The following is an 18,907-nucleotide window of genomic DNA, read 5'->3' as shown; positions in this document are numbered from 1 at the left end:
GACCTCTCGCGCCGTACCGAGCAGCAGGCGGCCAACCTGGAAGAGACCGCCGCCTCGATGGAAGAGCTGACCTCCACGGTCAAGCAGAACGCCGAACACGCCCGCCAGGCCAATCAGCTGGCCGTGGACGCGGCCCAGGTCGCCGCCAGCGGCGGCGCCGTGGTCGGCCAGGTGGTCACGACCATGGGCCAGATCGAAGCGTCCTCGCGCAAGATTGCCGACATCATCAGCGTGATCGACGGCATCGCCTTCCAGACCAACATCCTGGCGCTCAATGCCGCCGTGGAAGCCGCGCGCGCCGGCGAACAGGGCCGTGGTTTCGCAGTGGTCGCCAGCGAGGTGCGCACCCTGGCCCAGCGCTCGGCCAATGCCGCCAAGGAAATCAAGGGCCTGATCGAGGACTCGGTGTCCAAGGTGTCCGACGGCTCGGCCCTGGCCGGCCAGGCCGGCAAGACCATGGAAGAGCTGGTGGGCTCGGTACAGCGGGTCACCGACATCATGGGCGAGATCTCCGCGGCCTCGCAGGAACAGGCTTCGGGCATCGAGCAGGTCAACCAGACCGTGGTGCAGATGGACGAGACCACCCAGCAGAACGCCGCGCTGGTGGAAGAAGCCTCGGCCGCAGCGCGCGCGATGGAAGAACAGGCGCAGGCGCTGGTCGCAACCGTCGCCGTGTTCCGCCTGGAACGCGCCGAGTCGGCTCTATCGGCCCACACCCGGCGCCAGGCGCTTCCCGCATGAAAAATGGCCGCCGCCGTTGACGACGGGCAACGATGCGCCAGGCAAAAACCTGCGCACCTCGACCGCAGTCGCAACGGCGCCCGATGGACAAGCCTCGCCACGTCCCCTGCGTAGGGTGGATGACGCTCTTCCATCCACCACCGCCGCCAACCCGACCGCGTGCGCACGGCCCGTGCAGCCCTCACCCACCACCACCTGCATTGGTGGACAAGCTTCGCGTTGTCCACCCTATGCCATCGGTCCGCGTGGGAGCGGCTCCAGGTGGCCTGGGGCCATCAGCCGCGAAGTGGCTTTCCCGAGCAAGCCCCTTCGCCGATAAATCGGCTACTACATGCTGAAGCAGCCGTAGGGTGGATGGCGCTCTTCCATCCACCACCGCCGCCAACCCGACCGCGTGCGCACGGCCCGCGCAGCCCTCACCCACCACCACCTGCATTGGTGGACAAGCTTCGCGTTGTCCACCCTACGGGGGTGGATAACGCCCTTCGGACCGTGCCGTCTCGCTGGCCGGTGCCCGCGCAAGAACTGGGATGGGAACTCCGGTTTCCGGCTTCGGCCGTCAAGCCCATCTTCACGACGCCGTTATGTGGATGAACATCCATCCCCGCCGCCATGCCGTGACCGTCGTCGACGCGCCCGCCGCTGTGCACCGCCCCCGCCCCGCCTGGATCGGGCTGGCCCTGCTTGCGCTGTGGCTGGGCTGGATCCTGCCATCGCTGGCCGCGCTGCAACGCACACCCGTCGTGGCGGCCGGGCTGGATGCGGCGGAGATCACCCTGCACCTGCGCAAGCTCGGGGCCACGCCGGGCCAACCCGGCCAGGCCACGGCCGTGTTCCTGCAAGGCGGACACTGCCGCTGCAGCACCCAGGGCGATGACACCGCGCTACGCGCGGCCCTGCAAGGCCAGGCGATCCAGGTCCGCACGCAGGCCATCCCGTCCACCGCCCTGCCTTTCGCGCTGGTGGTCTTCGACGCCAGCGGCGCCCTGCGTTATGCCGGCCCGCTGGACATCGCCACCGGCTGCGGGCGTCAGGGTGTGCCCGCTGGCCCCCTCATTGCGTCGGTCCTGGCATCGGACCGACCGCCCTTTCTTTCCCCCGCCCCCTGCCCCTGTTCCGAGGCCAATGCCACATGACCGTCGCCCCTGATGCCGACCGCCTGATCGGTCGAGAACACTATGCCTACCTGCAGCGCCTCGCCGCTGGCGCCGACCGCCTGCTGGTGCTGGTCGCCGGCGTCCTGACCGCGGTCTCGGCGCTGCTGGCGCTGAGCGGCCGCGGGTGGACCGCCTTCCTTGCCGTGGCCCTGCCCAGCCTGGCGCTGGTGGCCGTGCAGACCCGTCTGTTTCCCGGCACACGCCTGTCGCGCTGCACCGTGGCCTTGGGGCTGATGGTGCTGGCCGCGGCGCTGATCCACCAGTCCGGCGGCATGATCGAGACCCACTTCGGCGTCATCGTGCTGATCGCCACGCTGCTGTACTACCGCGACTGGCTGCCCATCGTGGTCGCTGCCGGCGCCATCGCCGTGCATCACGTCGCGTTCTTCTTCATGCAGCATGCGGGTCTGCCGGTCATGGCCTTCCTGCCCGGCACCGGCATCGGCGTGCTGCTGATGCACGCGGCCTATGTGGTGGCCGAGTCGGCGGTGCTGGTGGTCATGGCGGTGCAGATGCGGCGCGAGCTGGTCCTGCTGGGCCACGACCCGGCGGAGCTGACCCAGTTGGCCCAGGCCATGACCCGCGACGAAGCCCTGCCGGCCCACATCGCGCGCATGCGTTTTCCAGAGGGGTCGCTGGCACAGGCGCTGGTGGCCACCAACGGCGCCCTGCTGGCGCGTCACGATGCCGACCTGCGCATGAGCCGCGACAACCTGCGCATCCGCACCGCCCTGGACAGCGTCACCACCAACGTGATGATCGCCGACGCCGAGCGCAACATCGTCTACGTCAACAAGCCGCTGACGGCCATGCTGGCCCAGGCGCAGGACGACCTGCGGCGGGACATCCCGTCCTTCGATGCGGCCACCCTGCTCGGCCGCAACATCGACCTGTTCCACCGCAACCCCGAGCACCAGGCCACCATGCTGGCGCGCCTGCAGGGCACCCACCGCGCGCAGATCCGCGTGGGCGGCCAGGTCATGCGGCTGATCGTCAACCCGGTGCTGGGCGAGGACGGCCAGCGCCAGGGCTACGTGGTGGAATGGGCCAACCTGACCGCCGAGCTGCAGGTGGAAGAGGAAATCGCGCGGGTGATGGAAGCGGCCGCCGCCGGCGACCTGTCCGGGCGCGTGCCGGTCGCCGACAAGCAGGGCTTCCTGCTGCAGCTGGCCCAGCGCATCAACGCTCTGCTGGACCGCAACGCCACCAGCCTGGAAGAGATCTCCGCGCTGCTGTCCGCACTGGCACGAGGCGATCTGACCGCGCGCATGCAGGGCGACTACCAGGGCGTGTTCGCCCGCATCCGCGACGACGCCAACGCGACCGCGGCGCAGCTGGCGGGCATCGTCGGCCGCATTCAGCAGTCGGCCGGCACCATCAACATCGCCGCCACGGAAATCGCGGCCGGCAACAACGACCTGTCCCAGCGCACCGAACAGCAGGCCGCCAACCTGGAGGAAACGGCCGCCTCCATGGATGAGCTCACCTCCACGGTCAAGGCCAGCGCCGAGCATGCCCAGCGCGCCAACCAGCTGGCCCACGATGCGGCCACGGTCGCCACCCGCGGCGGCGGCGTGGTGGGCCAGGTGGTGGCCACCATGGCCGAGATCGCCCAGTCCTCGCACAAGATCGGCGAGATCATCTCGGTGATCGACGGCATCGCCTTCCAGACCAACATCCTGGCGCTCAACGCCGCCGTGGAAGCCGCGCGCGCCGGCGAACAGGGCCGCGGCTTTGCCGTGGTCGCCAGTGAGGTCCGTGCCCTGGCCCAGCGCAGCGCCAACGCCGCCAAGGAGATCAAGGGCCTGATCGAGGACTCGGTCTCGCGCATCGGCAACGGCTCGGCCCTGGCCAGCGAAGCCGGCCGCACCATGGAGCAGATCGTCGGCTCGGTGCAGGGCGTGACCCGCATCATGGGCGAGATCGCCGACGCCTCGGCCCAGCAGGCCGCCGGCATCGACCAGATCAACCAGGCAGTCATGCACATGGACGAGGGCACCCAGCAGAACGCCGCCCTGGTGGAGGAGGCCTCGGCCGCGGCGCGCTCGATGGAGGACCAGGCCGCGCAACTGGTGGAGGCGGTCTCGGTGTTCCGGCTGGCGCAGGCCCATGCGGACCACGCCGCGCCGGCCGCGGCGCCTGGCCGGTCCGGCCCGCCGCGCAAGCCCGCCACGCGCAAGCCCGCGCCGGCACTGGCGCTGGTGCCGACCCAGCCCGATGCCAGCTGGGCCGAGTTCTGAGCATCGGCGGGACTGCCGGGTGGGGAGATGACGGCCGTGTTTCAGAACACGGCCACATGGCCGATACTTTTCCCTCAACGCCCTCGTTTTCCCATCCATGATGTCCGAGCCCGACCAGCCCGTCGCCGAAGCGCCCGCCGTCCTGTCGGCCGAGGACGAGGAGCAGTACACCCTGCACGATCCACGTGAGGTGCGCTGGCTGGTGCAGTCCCTGATCGATGCCCGCGCCCTGATCAGCGCGCACCTGATGCCCGGCGGCCTGAACTCGCCCACTGCGCTGCTGGAGCTGTACGACGACGACACCGTGCTGATCGACGGCAACCACTCGGACGTGGTGAACCAGCGGGTACTGCAGGCCGACTACCTGATGTGCGTGTCGCAGCTGGACCGCGTCCGCATCCAGTTCCGCCTGCACGACCTGGAGCTGGTCGAGAACGAGGGCCGCCCGGCCTTCCAGGCGCCCATGCCCGAGTGGATGGTGCGCCTGCAGCGCCGCGAGCTGTTCCGCCTGGCCATCCCGGCCTCGCACCAGGTGGTGTGCACCGTGCCGGTCTCCGCCGGTGCCGGCCTGCCGGCCGTGTCCATGGACCTGCGCGTGCTGGACATCAGCGGCGGCGGCGTGGCCCTCATGCTGCCGGACAACCACAGCGCCTTCCACCCGAAGAAGCGCTTCGAACGCTGCGAGCTGCGCCTGCCCGAGGTCGGCAAGATCCCGGTCACGCTGGAGGTCTGCTACGTCTCCAAGCTGGAGCAGCGCCCCGGCCACGCCATCATGCGCTCGGGCTGCCGCTTCGTGGACCTGCCCTTCAACCTGGAAAACCAGGTCCTGAACTACATCTTCCGCACCGAGCGCGCGCGGAATGCCCGGGAGCGCGAGCTTTGAAGCCAGGAGTGAGCGCAGAGGAGTGAGGAGTGAGGGAAGCGGGCGCCCGACCGCCGGTGGCGTTGACTTGACTCACTTCTCACTCCTCTCCACTCACTCCTAAAGTTGCCAAGGCCCCGGCCGATCTACAGGACGAGCATTCCATCCACGTCCTTCCTGCCGCCAGGAGTCATCCATGAGCAACACGCAGTCCCAGCCGATCGCCGGAGAGTTCCTGTCCTTCACCCTGGGCGAGGAGCACTACGGTGTGGACATCCTCAAGGTCCAGGAGATCCGCGGCTACGACGCGGTGACCAAGGTCCCCGACGCGCCGGAGTACATCAAGGGCGTGATCAACCTGCGCGGCACCATCGTGCCGGTGATCGACCTGCGCCTGAAGCTGCGCATGAAGGAGGCCCGCTACGACGGCTTCACCGTGATGATCGTGCTCAACGTGGAAGACCGCGTGGTCGGCATCGTGGTGGACAGCGTGTCCGACGTGGTGCCGCTGGCCCCCGAGCAGATCCGCGGAACCCCTGAGTTCGGCGCGGCGGTCGATACCCGCTTCATTTCCGGCATCGGCACCCTGGACGAGCGCATGCTGATCCTGCTGGATATCGAGACCCTGCTGAACTACGCCGACATCGGCCAGTCCAGCGCGCTGGAAGCGGCCTGAAGCCAGGCGTCCGGGCCCCTCGCGTCGGTCCGACATGTTGCATCCCTGCCCGCCGGTGAAGCCTTTCGCCGGCCCTGATCTGAAGTGTCCCGAATGACCGCTTCGACGCTGCCCCACCCGCCCTCGGACGATCGCGAATTCGAATTCAGCGACCACGACTTCCAGCGGGTCTGTGCGCTCATCCGGGCCCGTGCCGGCATCGCCCTGGCGCCGGGCAAGCGCGACATGGTCTACGGCCGGCTCTCACGGCGCCTGCGCGCGCTCAACGTGCCCAGCTTCCGCGACTACCTGGATGCGCTGGAGCGCAACGGCGGCGCCGAGTGGGAGGCCTTCACCAACGCCCTCACCACCAACCTCACCTCGTTCTTCCGCGAGCCGCATCACTTCGAGCAGCTGCACAAGCAGCTGGAAGGGCTGGCGCGCGAACGCGGCAGCATCGACATCTGGTGCTGCGCGGCCTCCACCGGCGAGGAGCCCTACTCCATCGCCATCACCGCCTGCGAAGCCTTCGGCACCATGAAGCCGCCGGTGCGCATCATCGCCACGGACATCGACACCAACGTGCTGGCCACCGCCAAGCGCGGCGTCTACGCCCTGGAGCGGGTCTCGGCCCTGGATGCGGACGTGCGTCGCCGCTTCTTCCAGCGCGGCACCGGCGCCAACGACGGCTATTGCCGGGTCAATCCGGCGCTGCAGGCGCTGCTGGAGTTCCGTCCGCTCAACCTGCTGGACGCGCGCTACGACGTCGGCGGCCCGTTCTCGGCGATCTTCTGCCGCAACGTGATGATCTATTTCGACAAGCCGACCCAGCGCGGCATCCTCACCAAACTGGTCACCCACATGGACGACCAGACCATGCTCTACACCGGGCATTCGGAGAACTACCTGCACGCGGCCGACATCATCCAGCCCTGCGGTCGCACGCTCTATCGCCGCGCCCAGGCCGGTGCGCGCCGATGAGCTATGCCGCTTTGAGCACCGACGAGGTCGTGCGCTACCGCGACCACCGCTTCCAGATGCAGGCGGCCAAGCTGATGCCGACCCAGTACCTGGTGGTGGATGACGACACCGCCCTGGTCACGGTGCTGGGCTCGTGCGTGGCCGCGTGCATCCGCGACCCGGCCCTGCGCATCGGCGGCATGAACCACTTCATGCTGCCCGACGGCAACAGCGGCGACGGCGCGCCCGCGCGCTACGGCAGCTACGCCATGGAAATGCTGATCAACGAGCTGCTCAAGCGCGGCGCCAGCCGCAAGCGCCTGGAGGCCAAGGTGTTCGGCGGCGCCAACGTGCTCAAGGGCTTCACCCACAACCCGGTGGGCACGCGCAATTCCGAGTTCGTGCGCAAGTACCTGCGCGACGAGCAGATCAACGTGGTCGCCGAGGATCTGCTCGGCATCCACCCGCGCAAGGTGTTCTATTTCCCGCAGACCGGCAAGGTCATGGTGCAGCGCCTGCCGCATGCCCACGATGCCGAAGTGGTCGCGGCCGAAACCGCCGTGCGCGCCAACCTCTCCAGGACGCCGGTGTCCGGCGATATCGAGCTGTTCCAATGAGCCTGCAAGCCCCCTGCCGCGTGCTGATCGTCGACGACTCGGCGGTGGTGCGCCAGCTGCTGACCGAAATCCTCTCGCGCGACCGCGGCATCGAGGTGGTCGGCAGCGCCACCGACCCGTTCATGGCGCGCGACATGATCAAGCGCCTGAACCCGGACGTGATCACCCTGGACGTGGAAATGCCACGCATGGACGGGGTGACCTTCCTGCAGAACCTGATGCGTCTGCGGCCGATGCCGGTGGTGATGATCTCCTCGCTGACCGAGCAGGGCGCGGACATCACCCTGCAGGCGCTGGCGCTGGGCGCGGTGGATTTCATCACCAAGCCCAAGCTCGGCGTCAGCCAGGGGCTGGAAGCGTATTCGGAAGAGATCATCGCCAAGGTCAAGGCCGCGGCCAAGGCGCGCGTGCAGGCGCTGACGCCGTCCCAGTCCACCAAGGCGCAGGCGGTGGCCGCCAGCGCGCCGCTGAAGTTCCGCACCACCGATCGCCTGATCGCCATCGGCGCCTCCGCCGGCGGCACCGAAGCCATCCGCGTGGTGCTGGAGATGATGCCGCCGGATGCACCGGCCATCGTCGTCAGCCAGCACATCCCGGCCGCCTTCAGCCGGCCCTTCGTCGAGCGCCTGGACCGGCATTCGGCCATGGCCGTGCGCGAGGCCACCGAAGGCGAGATGGTCGTGCCCGGCCATGTCTACCTGCCGCCGGGCGACCGCCACCTGGAGATCGTGCGCGATGGCGCCCGCTGGCGCTGCCACATCAGCGACGCCGGCCCGGTCAACCGCCATCGCCCCAGCGTGGAAGTGATGTTCAAGTCGGTCGAACGCGCCGCTGGCGCCAATGCCGTGGTCGCCATGCTCACCGGCATGGGCGATGACGGCTCCCGCGCCCTGCTGGAGCTGCGCCAGGCCGGCGCGGCCACGATCTGCCAGGACGAGGCCACCAGCGTGGTCTGGGGCATGCCGGGCACCGCGGTCAAGCTGGGCGCGGCGCAGGAAGTGCTGCCACTGCACAAGATCGCCGGGCGCCTGCTGGAGCTGGCTGCCCAGCCGCGCAACGCCGCCGCCTGATCGGGCAAAGCCGCGGAGCTGTTGCAGGACAGCCCCAGGCGGTTGTGGCGCTGTTGTCGGGCGCCCCAAGCGACTGTGGAGCCTTTGTGTGAGGCCCAGGCAGTTATGAGCTTTTGTAGGAGCTCCAGGCGGTTGTGAGATTTTGTGGGAGCGGCTTGAGCCGCGAAGGGGCTTTCCCGCGAGAGCCTCTTCGCGGCTGAAGCCGCCCCCACAGAGCACTTCCACAAGGCGCTCCCACAAGGCGCTCCCACAAGCTGCTCCCACAGGTTCTGTCCCGATGACTCCCTGTGGAGCGTCTCACACCACGCCATCGCATCATTGACGCACGCCGATGGGTGTCCGTCCCCGCAACGGAGCGACACGAGCGCGACATCCACGCATGCGACCCTGCGGAGACGATGGCGCATCAGCCTGCGCCTGCAGGCGGGCCCTCCCATGCGGCGACCTCCAGCCACCTCGGCATCGACCCACGCGCCGCAGCCCAGGCCGGCACGAGATGCGGAGATGGCCAGGTGCGCGGACATCGGCAGCAATGCGCCGAGCTTCTGCACCGCAAGCACGCGCGGTCCGTCGACCTCCGCGCTGCGCCTGCCTCTTGCGCACAGCAACAAGCTCCTGCTGCATTGCACGAGATACTTTCAATTGCAACTTCCGTAACCTGTAGGTCTATGATCTTCTGACCCTCGGGGCGAGAATTGCTGCATGAATGCCGTCGCACAATTTCAGATCGACTATCTCCAGTACCTCGGCCCGGACGGCCAGCAGGTCGGGGCCAGCCTGCCCGCCATCGCACAGGATCACCCGCGCCTGGTGGCGCTGTTCAAGCAGATGCTGTTCGTGCGCACCTTCGACACCAAGGCCGTGGCGCTGCAGCGCACCGGCAAGCTGGGCACCTACGCCTCCTGCCTGGGCCATGAGGCCACCCACGTCGGCATCGGCGCCTCAATGCGCGCCGACGACGTGTTCGCCCCCAGCTATCGCGAGTACGGCGCGCAGTTCATGCGCGGCGTGCGTGGGCGCGAGGTGCTGCTGTACTGGGGCGGCGACGAGCGCGGCAACGACTTCTCCGGCGCGCGCCAGGACTTCGCCTGGTCGGTGCCGATCTCCACGCAGTGCCTGCACGCGGCCGGCGCGGCGCTGTCCTTCAAGCTGCGCGGCGAGGACAAGGTGGCGGTAAGCACCTGCGGCGATGGCGGCTCGTCCAAGACCGATTTCTATGCCGCGCTCAATTCCGCAGGCGCCTTCGAGCTGCCGCTGGTGCTGGGCGTGGTCAACAACGGCTGGGCGATCTCGGTCCCGCGCGCGGCGCAGACCGGCGCGCAGACCCTGGCGCAGAAGGGCCTGGCCGGCGGCCTGTTCTGCCTGCAGGTGGACGGCAACGACCTGATCGCCGTGCTGGAAGGCATGCGCATCGCCATGGAGCGCGCACGCAGCGGCCAGGGCGGCAGCGTGCTGGAGTTCGTCACCTATCGCCTGTCCGACCACACCACCGCCGACGACGCGCGCCGCTACCGCGACGAGGCCGAGGTCAAGGACGCCTGGCAGCGCGACCCGATCCCGCGCCTGCGCACCTGGCTGACCGCGCAAGGGCTGTGGGACCAGACCCAGGAAGCGGCGTGGCAAGCCGAATGCAACGCCCTGGTCGACGCCGAGGTCGACGCCTATCTGGCCACGCCGGTGCAGCCGGTGGAGGCGATGTTCGATTACCTGTATGCCGATCCGCCGCCGGAGTTGCTCAAGCAGCGCGCCGAGGCCATTGCCCGGGAGCAGCGCCATGGATGATCACAAGCCCTCCGCCTCGCACGAGGCGCACATCGATGTCGGCGCCAGCACGCATCACGAGGCCCCGACTTCCACCCCGATCACCCTGATCGAGGCCATCACCCAGGCCCTGGCGTGGGAGATCTCGCATGACCCGACCGTGGTGGTGCTGGGCGAGGACGTGGGCGTCAACGGCGGCGTGTTCCGCGCCACCGCCGGCCTGCAGAAGCGCTTCGGCGCCCAGCGCGTGCTGGACACGCCGCTGGATGAAACCACCATCGCCGGCCTGTCCGTGGGCATGGCCGCGCAAGGCCTCAAGCCGGTGGCCGAGGCCCAGTTCGACGGCTTCATGTACCCGATGGTGGATCACCTGATCTGCCACGCCGCGCGCATGCGCAACCGCACCCGTGGCCGCCTGCACTGCCCGATGGTGCTGCGCGTGCCGTGGGGCGGCGGCATCCGCGCGCCTGAGCATCATTCCGAGGCCAACGAATCCATCTTCACCAACGTGCCCGGCCTGCGCGTGGTCATGCCGTCCTCGCCGCAGCGCGCCTATGGCCTGTTGCTGGCGGCCATCCGCGACCCGGACCCGGTGATCTACATGGAGCCCAAGCGCATCTATCGCCAGTACAAGGAAGTGGTGGGGGACGATGGCGAGGCGCTGCCGCTGGACGTGTGCTTCGTGCTGCGCGACGGCAGCGACGTGACCCTGGTCAGCTGGGGCGCGCAGGTGAAAGAAGCCCTGGAGGCGGCCGACGCCTTGGCGGCCGAGGGCATCAGCGCCGAGGTCATCGACGTGGCCACGCTGACCCCGCTGGACTTTGACACCATCGCCGAATCGGTGGCCAAGACCGGCCGCTGCGTGATCGTCCACGAGGCGCCCAGGACCGCCGGCTTCGGCGCGGAGATCGCCGCGCGCCTGGCCGAGGAATGCATGTACGACCTGCTGGCGCCGGTCGAGCGCGTCACCGGCCCGGACACGCACATCCCGCTGTTCCGCCTGGAGATGAAGTACCTGCCCAGCGCCGAACGCGTGGTCGAGGCGGCCAAGCGCACGCTGGCGCGGAGCTGAAGGGCGCAATGGCACAGGCGCGCAGGACACGCGCCCGCCTGCGCATCGGCCAGACACCTCGTGAACCTCCATGCCAGCGTGACCCGGATGACCTCGAACAAGATGTTGTCGGCAAGGCCTGCAGGCGCCTGGCGCGCCCCTGGCGCTGCGGCTTGCGTGGACGAAGGCGGGCGCTGATGCGACGCGCGCGCGTGACCGTCGATCACCGTCCGCCGGACCGCGCGCCGATCCGGGTCAAGCGCGGCGACGTGGTGACGCTGGGCGAGCGCGACACCGACTGGCCGGACTTCATCTGGACCACGCTGGCGCAGGGCCTGGGCGGATGGATTCCCCTGAACGTGTTCGACCTGGATGCGGACACCAGCGCCTCGGCCACCGCGCGCGAGGACTACGACACACGCGAGCTGGCCGCCGACGCCGGCCAGCTGATCACCGTCGAGCGCGAACACGCCGGCTGGTGGTGGGCGTTTGATGCACAGGGGCGCAGCGGGTGGATTCCCGCGCGCTCCATCGAACTGATCGAAGAACACCAAGAGACCCGACCATGAGCGAAAGCAAGACCTTCCACCTCCCCGACCTGGGCGAGGGGCTGCCCGACGCCACCATCGTCGAGTGGTTCGTCAAGGAGGGCGACACCGTGCGCCTGGACGAGCCGCTGGTGTCGATGGAGACCGCCAAGGCCGTGGTGGAAGTGCCCTCGCCCGTGTCGGGCAAGGTGCTCAAGCTGGCCGGCGCGGCCGGCGAGGTCGTGGCCACCGGCGCGATGCTGGCCCAGTTCCAGCCCGATCCCCACCTGCCCCAGCGCGCCGACGGGCAGGACACCGGGCATGCGCATGGCGCCCCCAAGGCCCCCGCCGCCAAGGCCGCACCCGCCGCCGCATCCGCAGCGGCCGCGACGGTGGAAAGCTTCGACCACGAGCGCGACGACGCCGGCACCGTGGTGGGGGCCATGCAGTCCTCCGACACCGTGCAGATCGAAGCGGCCGTGGCCGTGGGCGGGGTCAAGGCCATGCCGGCCGTGCGCGCCACCGCGCGCAAGCTTGGCGTGGACCTGAGCCGGGTCCGCCCCAGCGGTGCCGATGGCGTGGTCACCATGGCCGATGTGAAGCAGGCCGCGGCCGACCGCACGCGCCTGCTCCCGGCGGGCGCGGCTTCTGCGGCCGGCGCCCACGCAGCGCCCGCCGCGCAGGCGCAACCGGCCCACGCCGATCCGCAGCGCGCCCGCACCGCCCTGTCGGCCAGCGGCAAGCCCATGCGCACCACCCCGCCGGGGGCGAGCGCCAATGGCCAGCCCGAGCCGCTCAAGGGCGTGCGCCGCAACATGGCGCGGGTGATGGCCGCCGCGCACGCCGCGGTCGTGCCCACCACGCTCAACGATGACGCCGACATCCAGGCCTGGGCCTCCGGCAACGACACGACCGCGCGCCTGGTGCGTGGCATCGTGGTGGCCTGCCGGGCGGTGCCGGCGATGAATGCCTGGTTCGACGGCCAGGCCCTGACCCGCACGCTGCACCCGCATGTGGATGTGGGCATCGCCGTGGACACCGACGATGGCCTGTTCGTCCCGGCCCTGCGCAATGCCGATCTGCTCGACGCGCGCGGCGTCCGCGAAAGCCTGGATCGCCTGCGCGCGCAGGTGCAGGACCGCTCGATCCCCGCCAGCGAGCTCAGTGGCTACACCATCTCGCTGTCCAACTTCGGCATGTTCGCCGGCCGCTACGCCACCCCGGTGGTGGTGCCCCCGTGCGTGAGCATCGTCGCCGCCGGACGCGCGCGCTTCCAGATGACCCCGGTGATGGGCGGCTTCGAATCGCACAAGGTCATCCCGCTATCGGTGACCTTCGACCATCGCGCCTGCACCGGCGGCGAAGCGGCGCGCTTCCTGCGCGCCCTGATCGACGATCTGGCCCTGGCCCACTGATGCGGCCTGCCACGCGCCTGCCCCTGCGTCACCACGCAGCGGGCAGGCGCTGGTGACTCCGCGCAGGAATCAGGCCGCGGCCAGGCGCTCGCCGCGGCGGTACAGGTGCGCGTTGGCGCGCGTGACCACATGGAACAGGGTCTGCAGCGCGCGCGGCGCTTGCGCGTCCTGCAGCTGGTGCAACAGGTACTGCAGGGCATTGAGCGCCTGCTGGTCCAGGTCCTGGTCGATCACCAGCGACAGCAGCCCCTCCTCCAACAACCCCAGATGCGCCTGGCAGGCGTCATGTCCCAGCCACAGGGGACGCTGCTGGCGACCGACGGAGGCCACCGTCCCGGCGATGGCCTCCGAGCTGCCGCCGGTGTTGTAGATCGCCTGCACGCCCAGCCCGGTGCTGAAGCGGCGCGAGACCACCTGCCGCGCGCGTGCCGGATCATCGCGTAGCTCGATCGGGCCATCGATCTGCAGACCCGGAAAATCCCGGCGCGCCACTTCGATGAAGCCCTCGGCCCGCTGGCGATGATCCTGGTAGCCCAGCGACGGGCACAGCACCAGCGCCCGGCCGCGGCCGCCGGACATCGCCCCGGCCAGCTGACCGGCCAGGCGTCCGGCGGCGCGGTTGTCGATGCCCACGAAGGCCGCCCCGTCCACTCCCGACAGATCGCAGGCCATCGATACGGTCGGCGTGCCTGCGGCGATGGCCTTGGCTACCGCGTCCTTCATGCGCAGCTCGTCGTTGGCCACCACGATCAGTCCGTCGCGGCGGTGGCGCGGCCTGACGATGAAATCGGCCAGCCGGGTCTGGCTTTCGCCCTTCCACATGGTGGACAACAGGCTGACCGGCTTGCCCAGCGTGGTGGCCGCCTGCCGCAGCGCGCGCTCCAGGCGTGCGGCGTGGGTCGCATCGGTCTGGGTGTAGACGACGTCGAAGCGATACGGGCCGCGCACCAGCGCCGGCAACATGCGCCGGGCGCCCAGCTCGCGCGCGGCGCTGACCACCTTGCGGTGAGTCTTGGCCGACACGCTGCCGCGATTGTTGAGCACGCGATCGACCGTGCTGGGACTGACCCCGGCCACTTCGGCGATACGGGCGAAGTTCGGCTTGGACGACAGCAGGGCCGGCTGCGTGCCGGCGGCAGCGGGCAAGGCGGACGACTCCAGGGAAGGGGGCATGCGACATCCTCTAGGTTTGGAAATCGGCTGGTCCTTCCAGCGCCGGCGCGGCGCGCAGCTGCCTGCTGCGGCCGCAGCCATGGCGACTTGGCATTCCCGTGCACGGCCCGCAGGCGCGCTTGCAGACCCTTTCCCCTGCCTGGCCGCAGCGCCGTGACGCAGCTGCCAACGGCAGCACTCCAGGAATGCCAATTAGACCAAAGGCCAAGAATGTAGACGCTGGACCCCCGAGGCGCATGGGGGCGGACTAATCAATTCGTGTTAGTCCGGGTGCACGAACAAGCCGGACGGGCACGCCGTGGGATGCGGGGCCGAGTGCGTCGGTGCGGCCCTAGAATGGTTCCTCCCCTCCCGACCCGGACCTGTCGTGTCGTCAACGCCTCCCTCGCCCCGCCGCGTCCTCGTTGCCGGCGGCAGCCGCGGCATCGGCCTGGGCATCGCCGAAGCCTTCAGCGCCAGCGGCGCCCAGGTCGCGCTCTGCGCCCGCGGCCAGGACAGCCTGCGGCAAGCCCAGGCGCAGCTGGCGCGCCACGGCCACCCGGTGCATGCGCAGGTCTGCGACCTGGCCGATGCGGCGCAGATCCAGGCCTGGGTCGATGCCAGCGCCGAGGCCATGGGCGGCATCGACGTGGTGGTCAACAACGCCTCCGGCTATGGCAACGGCAGCGACGACGCCAGCTGGATGGCCGGCTTCGAGGTGGACGTGATGGCAGCCGTGCGCACCAACCGCAGCGCGCTGCCGCACCTGCGCCGCAGCGCCGCGCCGGTCATCCTCAACATCAGCTCGATCAACGGCAGTGTGCCGACCCCGCGCGCCCTGGCCTACTCCACCGCCAAGGCCGCGCTGAACTACTACACCGTGACCCTGGCCAAGGAACTGGCGGGCGAGCAGATCCGCGTCAATGCCATCGCCCCGGGCTCGATCGAGTTCGCCGACGGCCTGTGGGACCGCCGCAAGCGCGAGGAGCCTGCCCTGTACCAGCGCATCCGCGACAGCATTCCCTTCGGCGCGTTGGGTCGCGTGGAAGACATCGCCCAGGTCGCCGTGTTCCTGGCCTCGCCCGCGGCGCGCTGGATCACCGGCCAGGTGCTGGCGGTGGATGGCGGCCAGTCGCTGGGAAACTAACCCGCGCGGTCCCATATGCCCCATCCTGGCCCGGGATCACCGACCTGGAAAAATGCCTACGCCGAACAGCACCATCTACACGGACACCAACGCCTGATCGAGCAAGCCCGTCCCGCCGCGCACGCCCAACTCACTCCTCACCCCTCTCCGCTCACTCCTACCCCGAGATCGACGCCATGACACGGATGTTCCGCCTGCTTTGCCCCGTCCTGCTCGCACTGGCCCCCGCCCTGGTCCCGGCGGCAGCCGCGCAGGAGCCTGCGGCGATCGCCGCCCTGTTTCAGGCCGACCAGGCCGAGCGCGCCGGCATGGCCGCCCAGACCTCACCGGCAGCCCTGAAGGCCTATGCCATCGAGCTGGCCGCCCACGACCGGGACCGACGTGAGCAGGCGCTTTCCCTGCTGCGATCCGGACAGCTGCGCACCGGCCAGGACTACTACCAGGCCGCCATGATCCTGCAGCACGGCACAACCCCTCAGGACTACGACCTGGCGCACGCCTTGGCCACGCTTGCCGCGACCCTGGCACCGGAGGATTCGCAGGCCCGCTGGCTGGCGGCGGCCAGTACCGACCGCTGGCTGCTGTCACGCCAGCCGCAGCAGTGGTATGGCACGCAACCCGTGTGCCGGGTGACGCAGGGACAGGCGCAGTGCGAGCTGGACGTCCTGGCGACGGCGGTCAGCGACCAGGAGCGAGAGGTCGCAGGCATCGCGCCGCTGGAGACCCTGCGCGAACAGGCGCAACAGCGGGAACAGCGTCTGCGGCAGCAGCTGCAACCACGCTGAGGCCGGCCGCCTTCAGCGCCTGCGCTGTGCCGAGGCCTCGCGCGCGGCGCGGAACTCCGAATCCTGTTCCCAGTGCGGCCACTGCCTGCCCTCGGCGATGCCACGGCCCAGCGCGTAGAGGATGTCCACGTCCTGCGCCTGGCCGCGGGTGTCCCAGGTCTCGGCGAAGGCATCGCAAGGTTGGTGATAGCAGTTGGCGAAATAGGTCTCGCGCAGCTGCTTGCCGCGCGCCACGCCGCCTTCGACCATGTCCAGCCCGGCCCCAGCGGTGAGGGCCGGCACGCCCTTCTGGGCGAAAGCGAAATGGTCGGCGCGATAGAAGAAGCCCGCTTCCAGGTTCGGATCCGGCGTGTACGCCTTGCCTTGTGCCTTCGCCGCTTGCGCCAGGTCGCCTTCCAGCGACACGCGCCCGCGCCCCCAGGACGCGATATCGCGCGTGGGCCCATCCGGGCTGAACATCTCGACGTTGATCACCGCGGCGGTGGTTTCCAGCGGCATCAGCGGGTGGGCCGCGTAGTAGCTTGCCCCCAGCAGGCCTTTCTCTTCGGCGGTCAGCGCAATGAACAGCTGGGTGCGCCGCGCCGGCCCAGCCGCTTTGGCCATGCGCGCCAGCTCCAGCACCGCGGCCACGCCGGTGGCGTTGTCCACCGCGCCGTGGCGGATGGCATCGCCACGCGCATCGGGCTTGCCGGTGCCGTAGGCATCCCAGTGCGCCGAATAGATCACGCTCTCCTGCGGCGCCTCGCTTCCGGGCAGCTTGGCCACCACGTTGTGGCTGACCACCTCATCGCGCTTGACCTTGAAGACCACCGACAGGCGCGCATCGCCCAGGGTGAGTGGACGGAACTGCGGCGTCTGTGCCTTGCGCTTCTCCGCGGCCAGATCCAGCCCCGCGGATTTAAAGATGTCCTGCGCCAGCGCGCCCTGCATCCAGCCGCGCAGCAGCGTGTGATAGCGCGCAGCGTCGGCACGCGGGATGTCGAACAGCGGCGAGGTGCCCGAGCTCTGCACCGTGGCCCAGCCATAGGCCGCAGGCGCGGTCTCGTGCACGATCAGCACACCGGCCGCGCCCTGGCGCGCCAGTTCCTCGTACTTGTAGGTCCATCGCCCGTAGTAGGTCATCGCCTTGCCATCGAACTTGCCCGGCTGCGGCGTCTCGAAATCGGGGTCGTTGATCAGCACCACCGCGATCTTGCCGCGCAGGTCCACGCCCTTGTAGTCGTCCCAGCCGCGCTCGGGCGCATGCACGCCGTAGCCGACGAACACCAGCGGCGCGTTCTTCAGCTCCACCTTGGCCACCGGCGCCAGCGACTGCAGCGTCACGTCCTGACCATTGACCAGCGCCCGCGTTGCGCCACCGGCGGTCAGCGTGGCGCTGGGCGTGCCCCGGACCTGGGTGCGGACCAGGGTCACCGCCTGCGTCCAGCCGCCATGGTCGCCGCCGGGTTGCAGCCCGGCCTCGGCGAACTGCCGGGCCAGGTAATCCACCGTCTTGCGCTCACCCTCCGAGGCCGGCGCGCGTCCCTCGTAGGCATCGGAGGCCAGCACGCGCACGTGTTGCTTGAGCGCGACGGCATCTGCCGCCGGTTGCGCGGCCTGCACCGCCACAGAAACAGACCAGGCCAGCAGCCCGAGGAAAAGGCGATCCATGTTCAAGTGCGGCGCTCAGCAAGACAGCGGCGGGCCAGTCTAATCGAATGCGTTTGCGCCCCGTGTCGCGGCAGCCGCCGCGCAGCCTGACCACATCGCGCACGGTGGCTCGGGAATACGTTAGCGCGCCGGTCGGTCCAGCCAGCACGCCAGTCCCTGCGCGTTGAGCTCGATATCCATGCCCAGCAGCTCCAGGATGCGGGCATCCTCCAGCGTCACCCCGTGCAGCCTTGCGCGACCAAGATAGAGCGCGCGCAGGCGCTCGACCAGGCAGGCGTGGCGGCCCTGCGCCCCGCTGCAGCGCTCGCCGATCTCGACCATCGCATCGATCTGCTCATACAGGTCGTTGGCCAGTTTGCCGACCTGCTGCAGGTTCCGGCCGACACGGTCGTAATGGGTGAGGAACATGCCCTGCGGCCCGCGCGCCAGCATGCGCGCGATGGATTGCTTCATGGCCTGCGGTTCGAACTGCACCGGCGAGCCGGTCGGCAGGATGAAGGGCCCCTGCGCGGTGTCCAGCTCGCGATAGGACAGGCCGAAGGTATCGCCGGTGAACCAGCACGCGCTGTGCGCATCCCACACGCAGTAGTGGTGGCGCGCATGGCCAGGCGTGTCCAGGCACAGCAGCGCGCGCCCGGCCAGATCCACCACGTGCTCATCGCCGTGCGCGATCTGCACGCGTTCGGCCGGCACCGGCATGACCGTGCCATAGCTGCGGGCGATCTCTTCCTGGCCGTAAACCGCGGTCGCACCGGCCACCAGTCGCGTCGGATCGATCAGATGCGGCGCGGCGCGCGGGTGCGCCACCAGCGTGGCCTTGGGCAGATGCCGCATCAGCTGGCCGGCGCCTCCGGCGTGATCCAGGTGCGCATGGGTGACCAGCACGTAGTCGACCTGCGCGGGGGTCAGGCCCTCCAGCTCAAGCGCGCCCAGCAGCCGGGGCAGCGAGTGATTGGTGCCGCAGTCGATGAAGGCACCGCGGCCGGCGTGCACGATGAGGTAGCACGCATCGAAGTGGTCGCGCTGGAACGCGGTGTCGATGGTACGGATGCCGTCGCTCATGAGGCCCTGGCTGTGCGGGTGATGCACGAGTGTAGGCGGCTGCCCGATGGCGCTG

17 protein-coding genes are annotated in these 18,907 nt (G+C 69.6%); 14 read left to right on the top strand and 3 right to left on the bottom strand.

Annotation, left to right across the window (positions count from 1 at the left end; translation table 11 throughout):
* From EPA99_RS08435 to EPA99_RS08380, 12 genes are all read left to right on the top strand, one after another.
* Nucleotides 1-741: methyl-accepting chemotaxis protein (locus tag EPA99_RS08435; RefSeq protein ID WP_241688320.1), on the top strand; the 741-nt coding region annotated here is incomplete at its 5' end.
* A gap of 590 nt (nt 742-1,331) precedes the next feature.
* Nucleotides 1,332-1,877 (top strand): hypothetical protein, encoded by a 546-nt coding sequence (locus EPA99_RS08430; RefSeq protein ID WP_129470756.1) that lies wholly within the window; start codon nt 1,332-1,334, stop codon nt 1,875-1,877.
* Nucleotides 1,874-4,138, top strand: coding sequence for a methyl-accepting chemotaxis protein (locus EPA99_RS08425; protein WP_129470755.1), 2,265 nt, complete (start codon nt 1,874-1,876; stop codon nt 4,136-4,138). Before EPA99_RS08430 ends, EPA99_RS08425 begins: the two co-directional genes overlap by 4 nt.
* Nucleotides 4,139-4,238: 100 nt before the next feature.
* The gene (locus tag EPA99_RS08420; RefSeq protein ID WP_129470754.1) at nt 4,239-5,021 is read left to right on the top strand and encodes a flagellar brake protein; all 783 of its coding nucleotides are present in this window, start codon (nt 4,239-4,241) and stop codon (nt 5,019-5,021) included.
* A 175-nt stretch (nt 5,022-5,196) separates the two neighbouring features.
* On the top strand, nt 5,197-5,676 hold the full coding sequence (locus EPA99_RS08415) for a chemotaxis protein CheW (RefSeq protein ID WP_129470753.1): 480 nt from the start codon (nt 5,197-5,199) through the stop codon (nt 5,674-5,676).
* A gap of 93 nt (nt 5,677-5,769) precedes the next feature.
* Nucleotides 5,770-6,636, top strand: a complete 867-nt coding sequence (locus EPA99_RS08410; RefSeq protein ID WP_129470752.1) for a CheR family methyltransferase — start codon at nt 5,770-5,772, stop codon at nt 6,634-6,636.
* A complete protein-coding gene (cheD, locus tag EPA99_RS08405; RefSeq protein ID WP_129470751.1) occupies nt 6,633-7,232 on the top strand; it encodes a chemoreceptor glutamine deamidase CheD in 600 nt (199 codons plus the stop codon). Before EPA99_RS08410 ends, cheD begins: the two co-directional genes overlap by 4 nt.
* The gene (locus EPA99_RS08400) at nt 7,229-8,302 is read left to right on the top strand and encodes a protein-glutamate methylesterase/protein-glutamine glutaminase (RefSeq protein ID WP_129470750.1); all 1,074 of its coding nucleotides are present in this window, start codon (nt 7,229-7,231) and stop codon (nt 8,300-8,302) included. The genes cheD and EPA99_RS08400 overlap by 4 nt, the downstream gene beginning before the upstream one ends.
* Nucleotides 8,303-9,004: 702 nt before the next feature.
* A complete protein-coding gene (gene pdhA / locus EPA99_RS08395; protein ID WP_129470749.1) occupies nt 9,005-10,084 on the top strand; it encodes a pyruvate dehydrogenase (acetyl-transferring) E1 component subunit alpha in 1,080 nt (359 codons plus the stop codon).
* Nucleotides 10,077-11,135, top strand: a complete 1,059-nt coding sequence (locus EPA99_RS08390) for an alpha-ketoacid dehydrogenase subunit beta (protein ID WP_129470748.1) — start codon at nt 10,077-10,079, stop codon at nt 11,133-11,135. The genes pdhA and EPA99_RS08390 overlap by 8 nt, the downstream gene beginning before the upstream one ends.
* Before the next feature lie 176 nt (nt 11,136-11,311).
* The gene (locus tag EPA99_RS08385) at nt 11,312-11,683 is read left to right on the top strand and encodes an SH3 domain-containing protein (protein ID WP_164978606.1); all 372 of its coding nucleotides are present in this window, start codon (nt 11,312-11,314) and stop codon (nt 11,681-11,683) included.
* On the top strand, nt 11,680-13,056 hold the full coding sequence (locus EPA99_RS08380; protein WP_129470746.1) for a dihydrolipoamide acetyltransferase family protein: 1,377 nt from the start codon (nt 11,680-11,682) through the stop codon (nt 13,054-13,056). The genes EPA99_RS08385 and EPA99_RS08380 overlap by 4 nt, the downstream gene beginning before the upstream one ends.
* A 69-nt stretch (nt 13,057-13,125) precedes the next feature.
* Here the strand turns inward: EPA99_RS08380 and EPA99_RS08375 are convergent, their stop codons facing one another.
* Nucleotides 13,126-14,229 (bottom strand): LacI family DNA-binding transcriptional regulator, encoded by a 1,104-nt coding sequence (locus EPA99_RS08375; protein WP_164978605.1) that lies wholly within the window; start codon nt 14,227-14,229, stop codon nt 13,126-13,128.
* A gap of 367 nt (nt 14,230-14,596) precedes the next feature.
* Between EPA99_RS08375 and EPA99_RS08370 the strand changes: the two genes are divergently transcribed.
* A complete protein-coding gene (locus EPA99_RS08370; protein WP_129470744.1) occupies nt 14,597-15,355 on the top strand; it encodes an SDR family NAD(P)-dependent oxidoreductase in 759 nt (252 codons plus the stop codon).
* A 176-nt stretch (nt 15,356-15,531) separates the two neighbouring features.
* Nucleotides 15,532-16,140, top strand: a complete 609-nt coding sequence (locus EPA99_RS08365) for a hypothetical protein (RefSeq protein ID WP_129470743.1) — start codon at nt 15,532-15,534, stop codon at nt 16,138-16,140.
* Between the two features lie 12 nt (nt 16,141-16,152).
* Here EPA99_RS08365 and EPA99_RS08360 read toward each other — a convergent pair whose 3' ends face one another.
* Nucleotides 16,153-17,790 carry a M28 family metallopeptidase gene (locus EPA99_RS08360; protein ID WP_129470742.1) on the bottom strand — a complete coding sequence of 546 codons (1,638 nt, stop codon included), beginning with the start codon at nt 17,788-17,790 and terminating at the stop codon, nt 16,153-16,155.
* A 120-nt stretch (nt 17,791-17,910) separates the two neighbouring features.
* The gene (locus EPA99_RS08355) at nt 17,911-18,852 is read right to left on the bottom strand and encodes an MBL fold metallo-hydrolase (protein WP_129470741.1); all 942 of its coding nucleotides are present in this window, start codon (nt 18,850-18,852) and stop codon (nt 17,911-17,913) included.
* Nucleotides 18,853-18,907: the final 55 nt, after the last annotated feature.

The sequence above is a fragment of the Pseudoxanthomonas composti genome (assembly GCF_004122095.1).
In the GTDB taxonomy this organism is placed as follows: domain Bacteria; phylum Pseudomonadota; class Gammaproteobacteria; order Xanthomonadales; family Xanthomonadaceae; genus Pseudoxanthomonas_A; species Pseudoxanthomonas_A composti.
The sequence above is the reverse complement of the archived record's forward strand: the minus strand, read 5'-3'. Positions and strand labels throughout refer to the sequence as shown.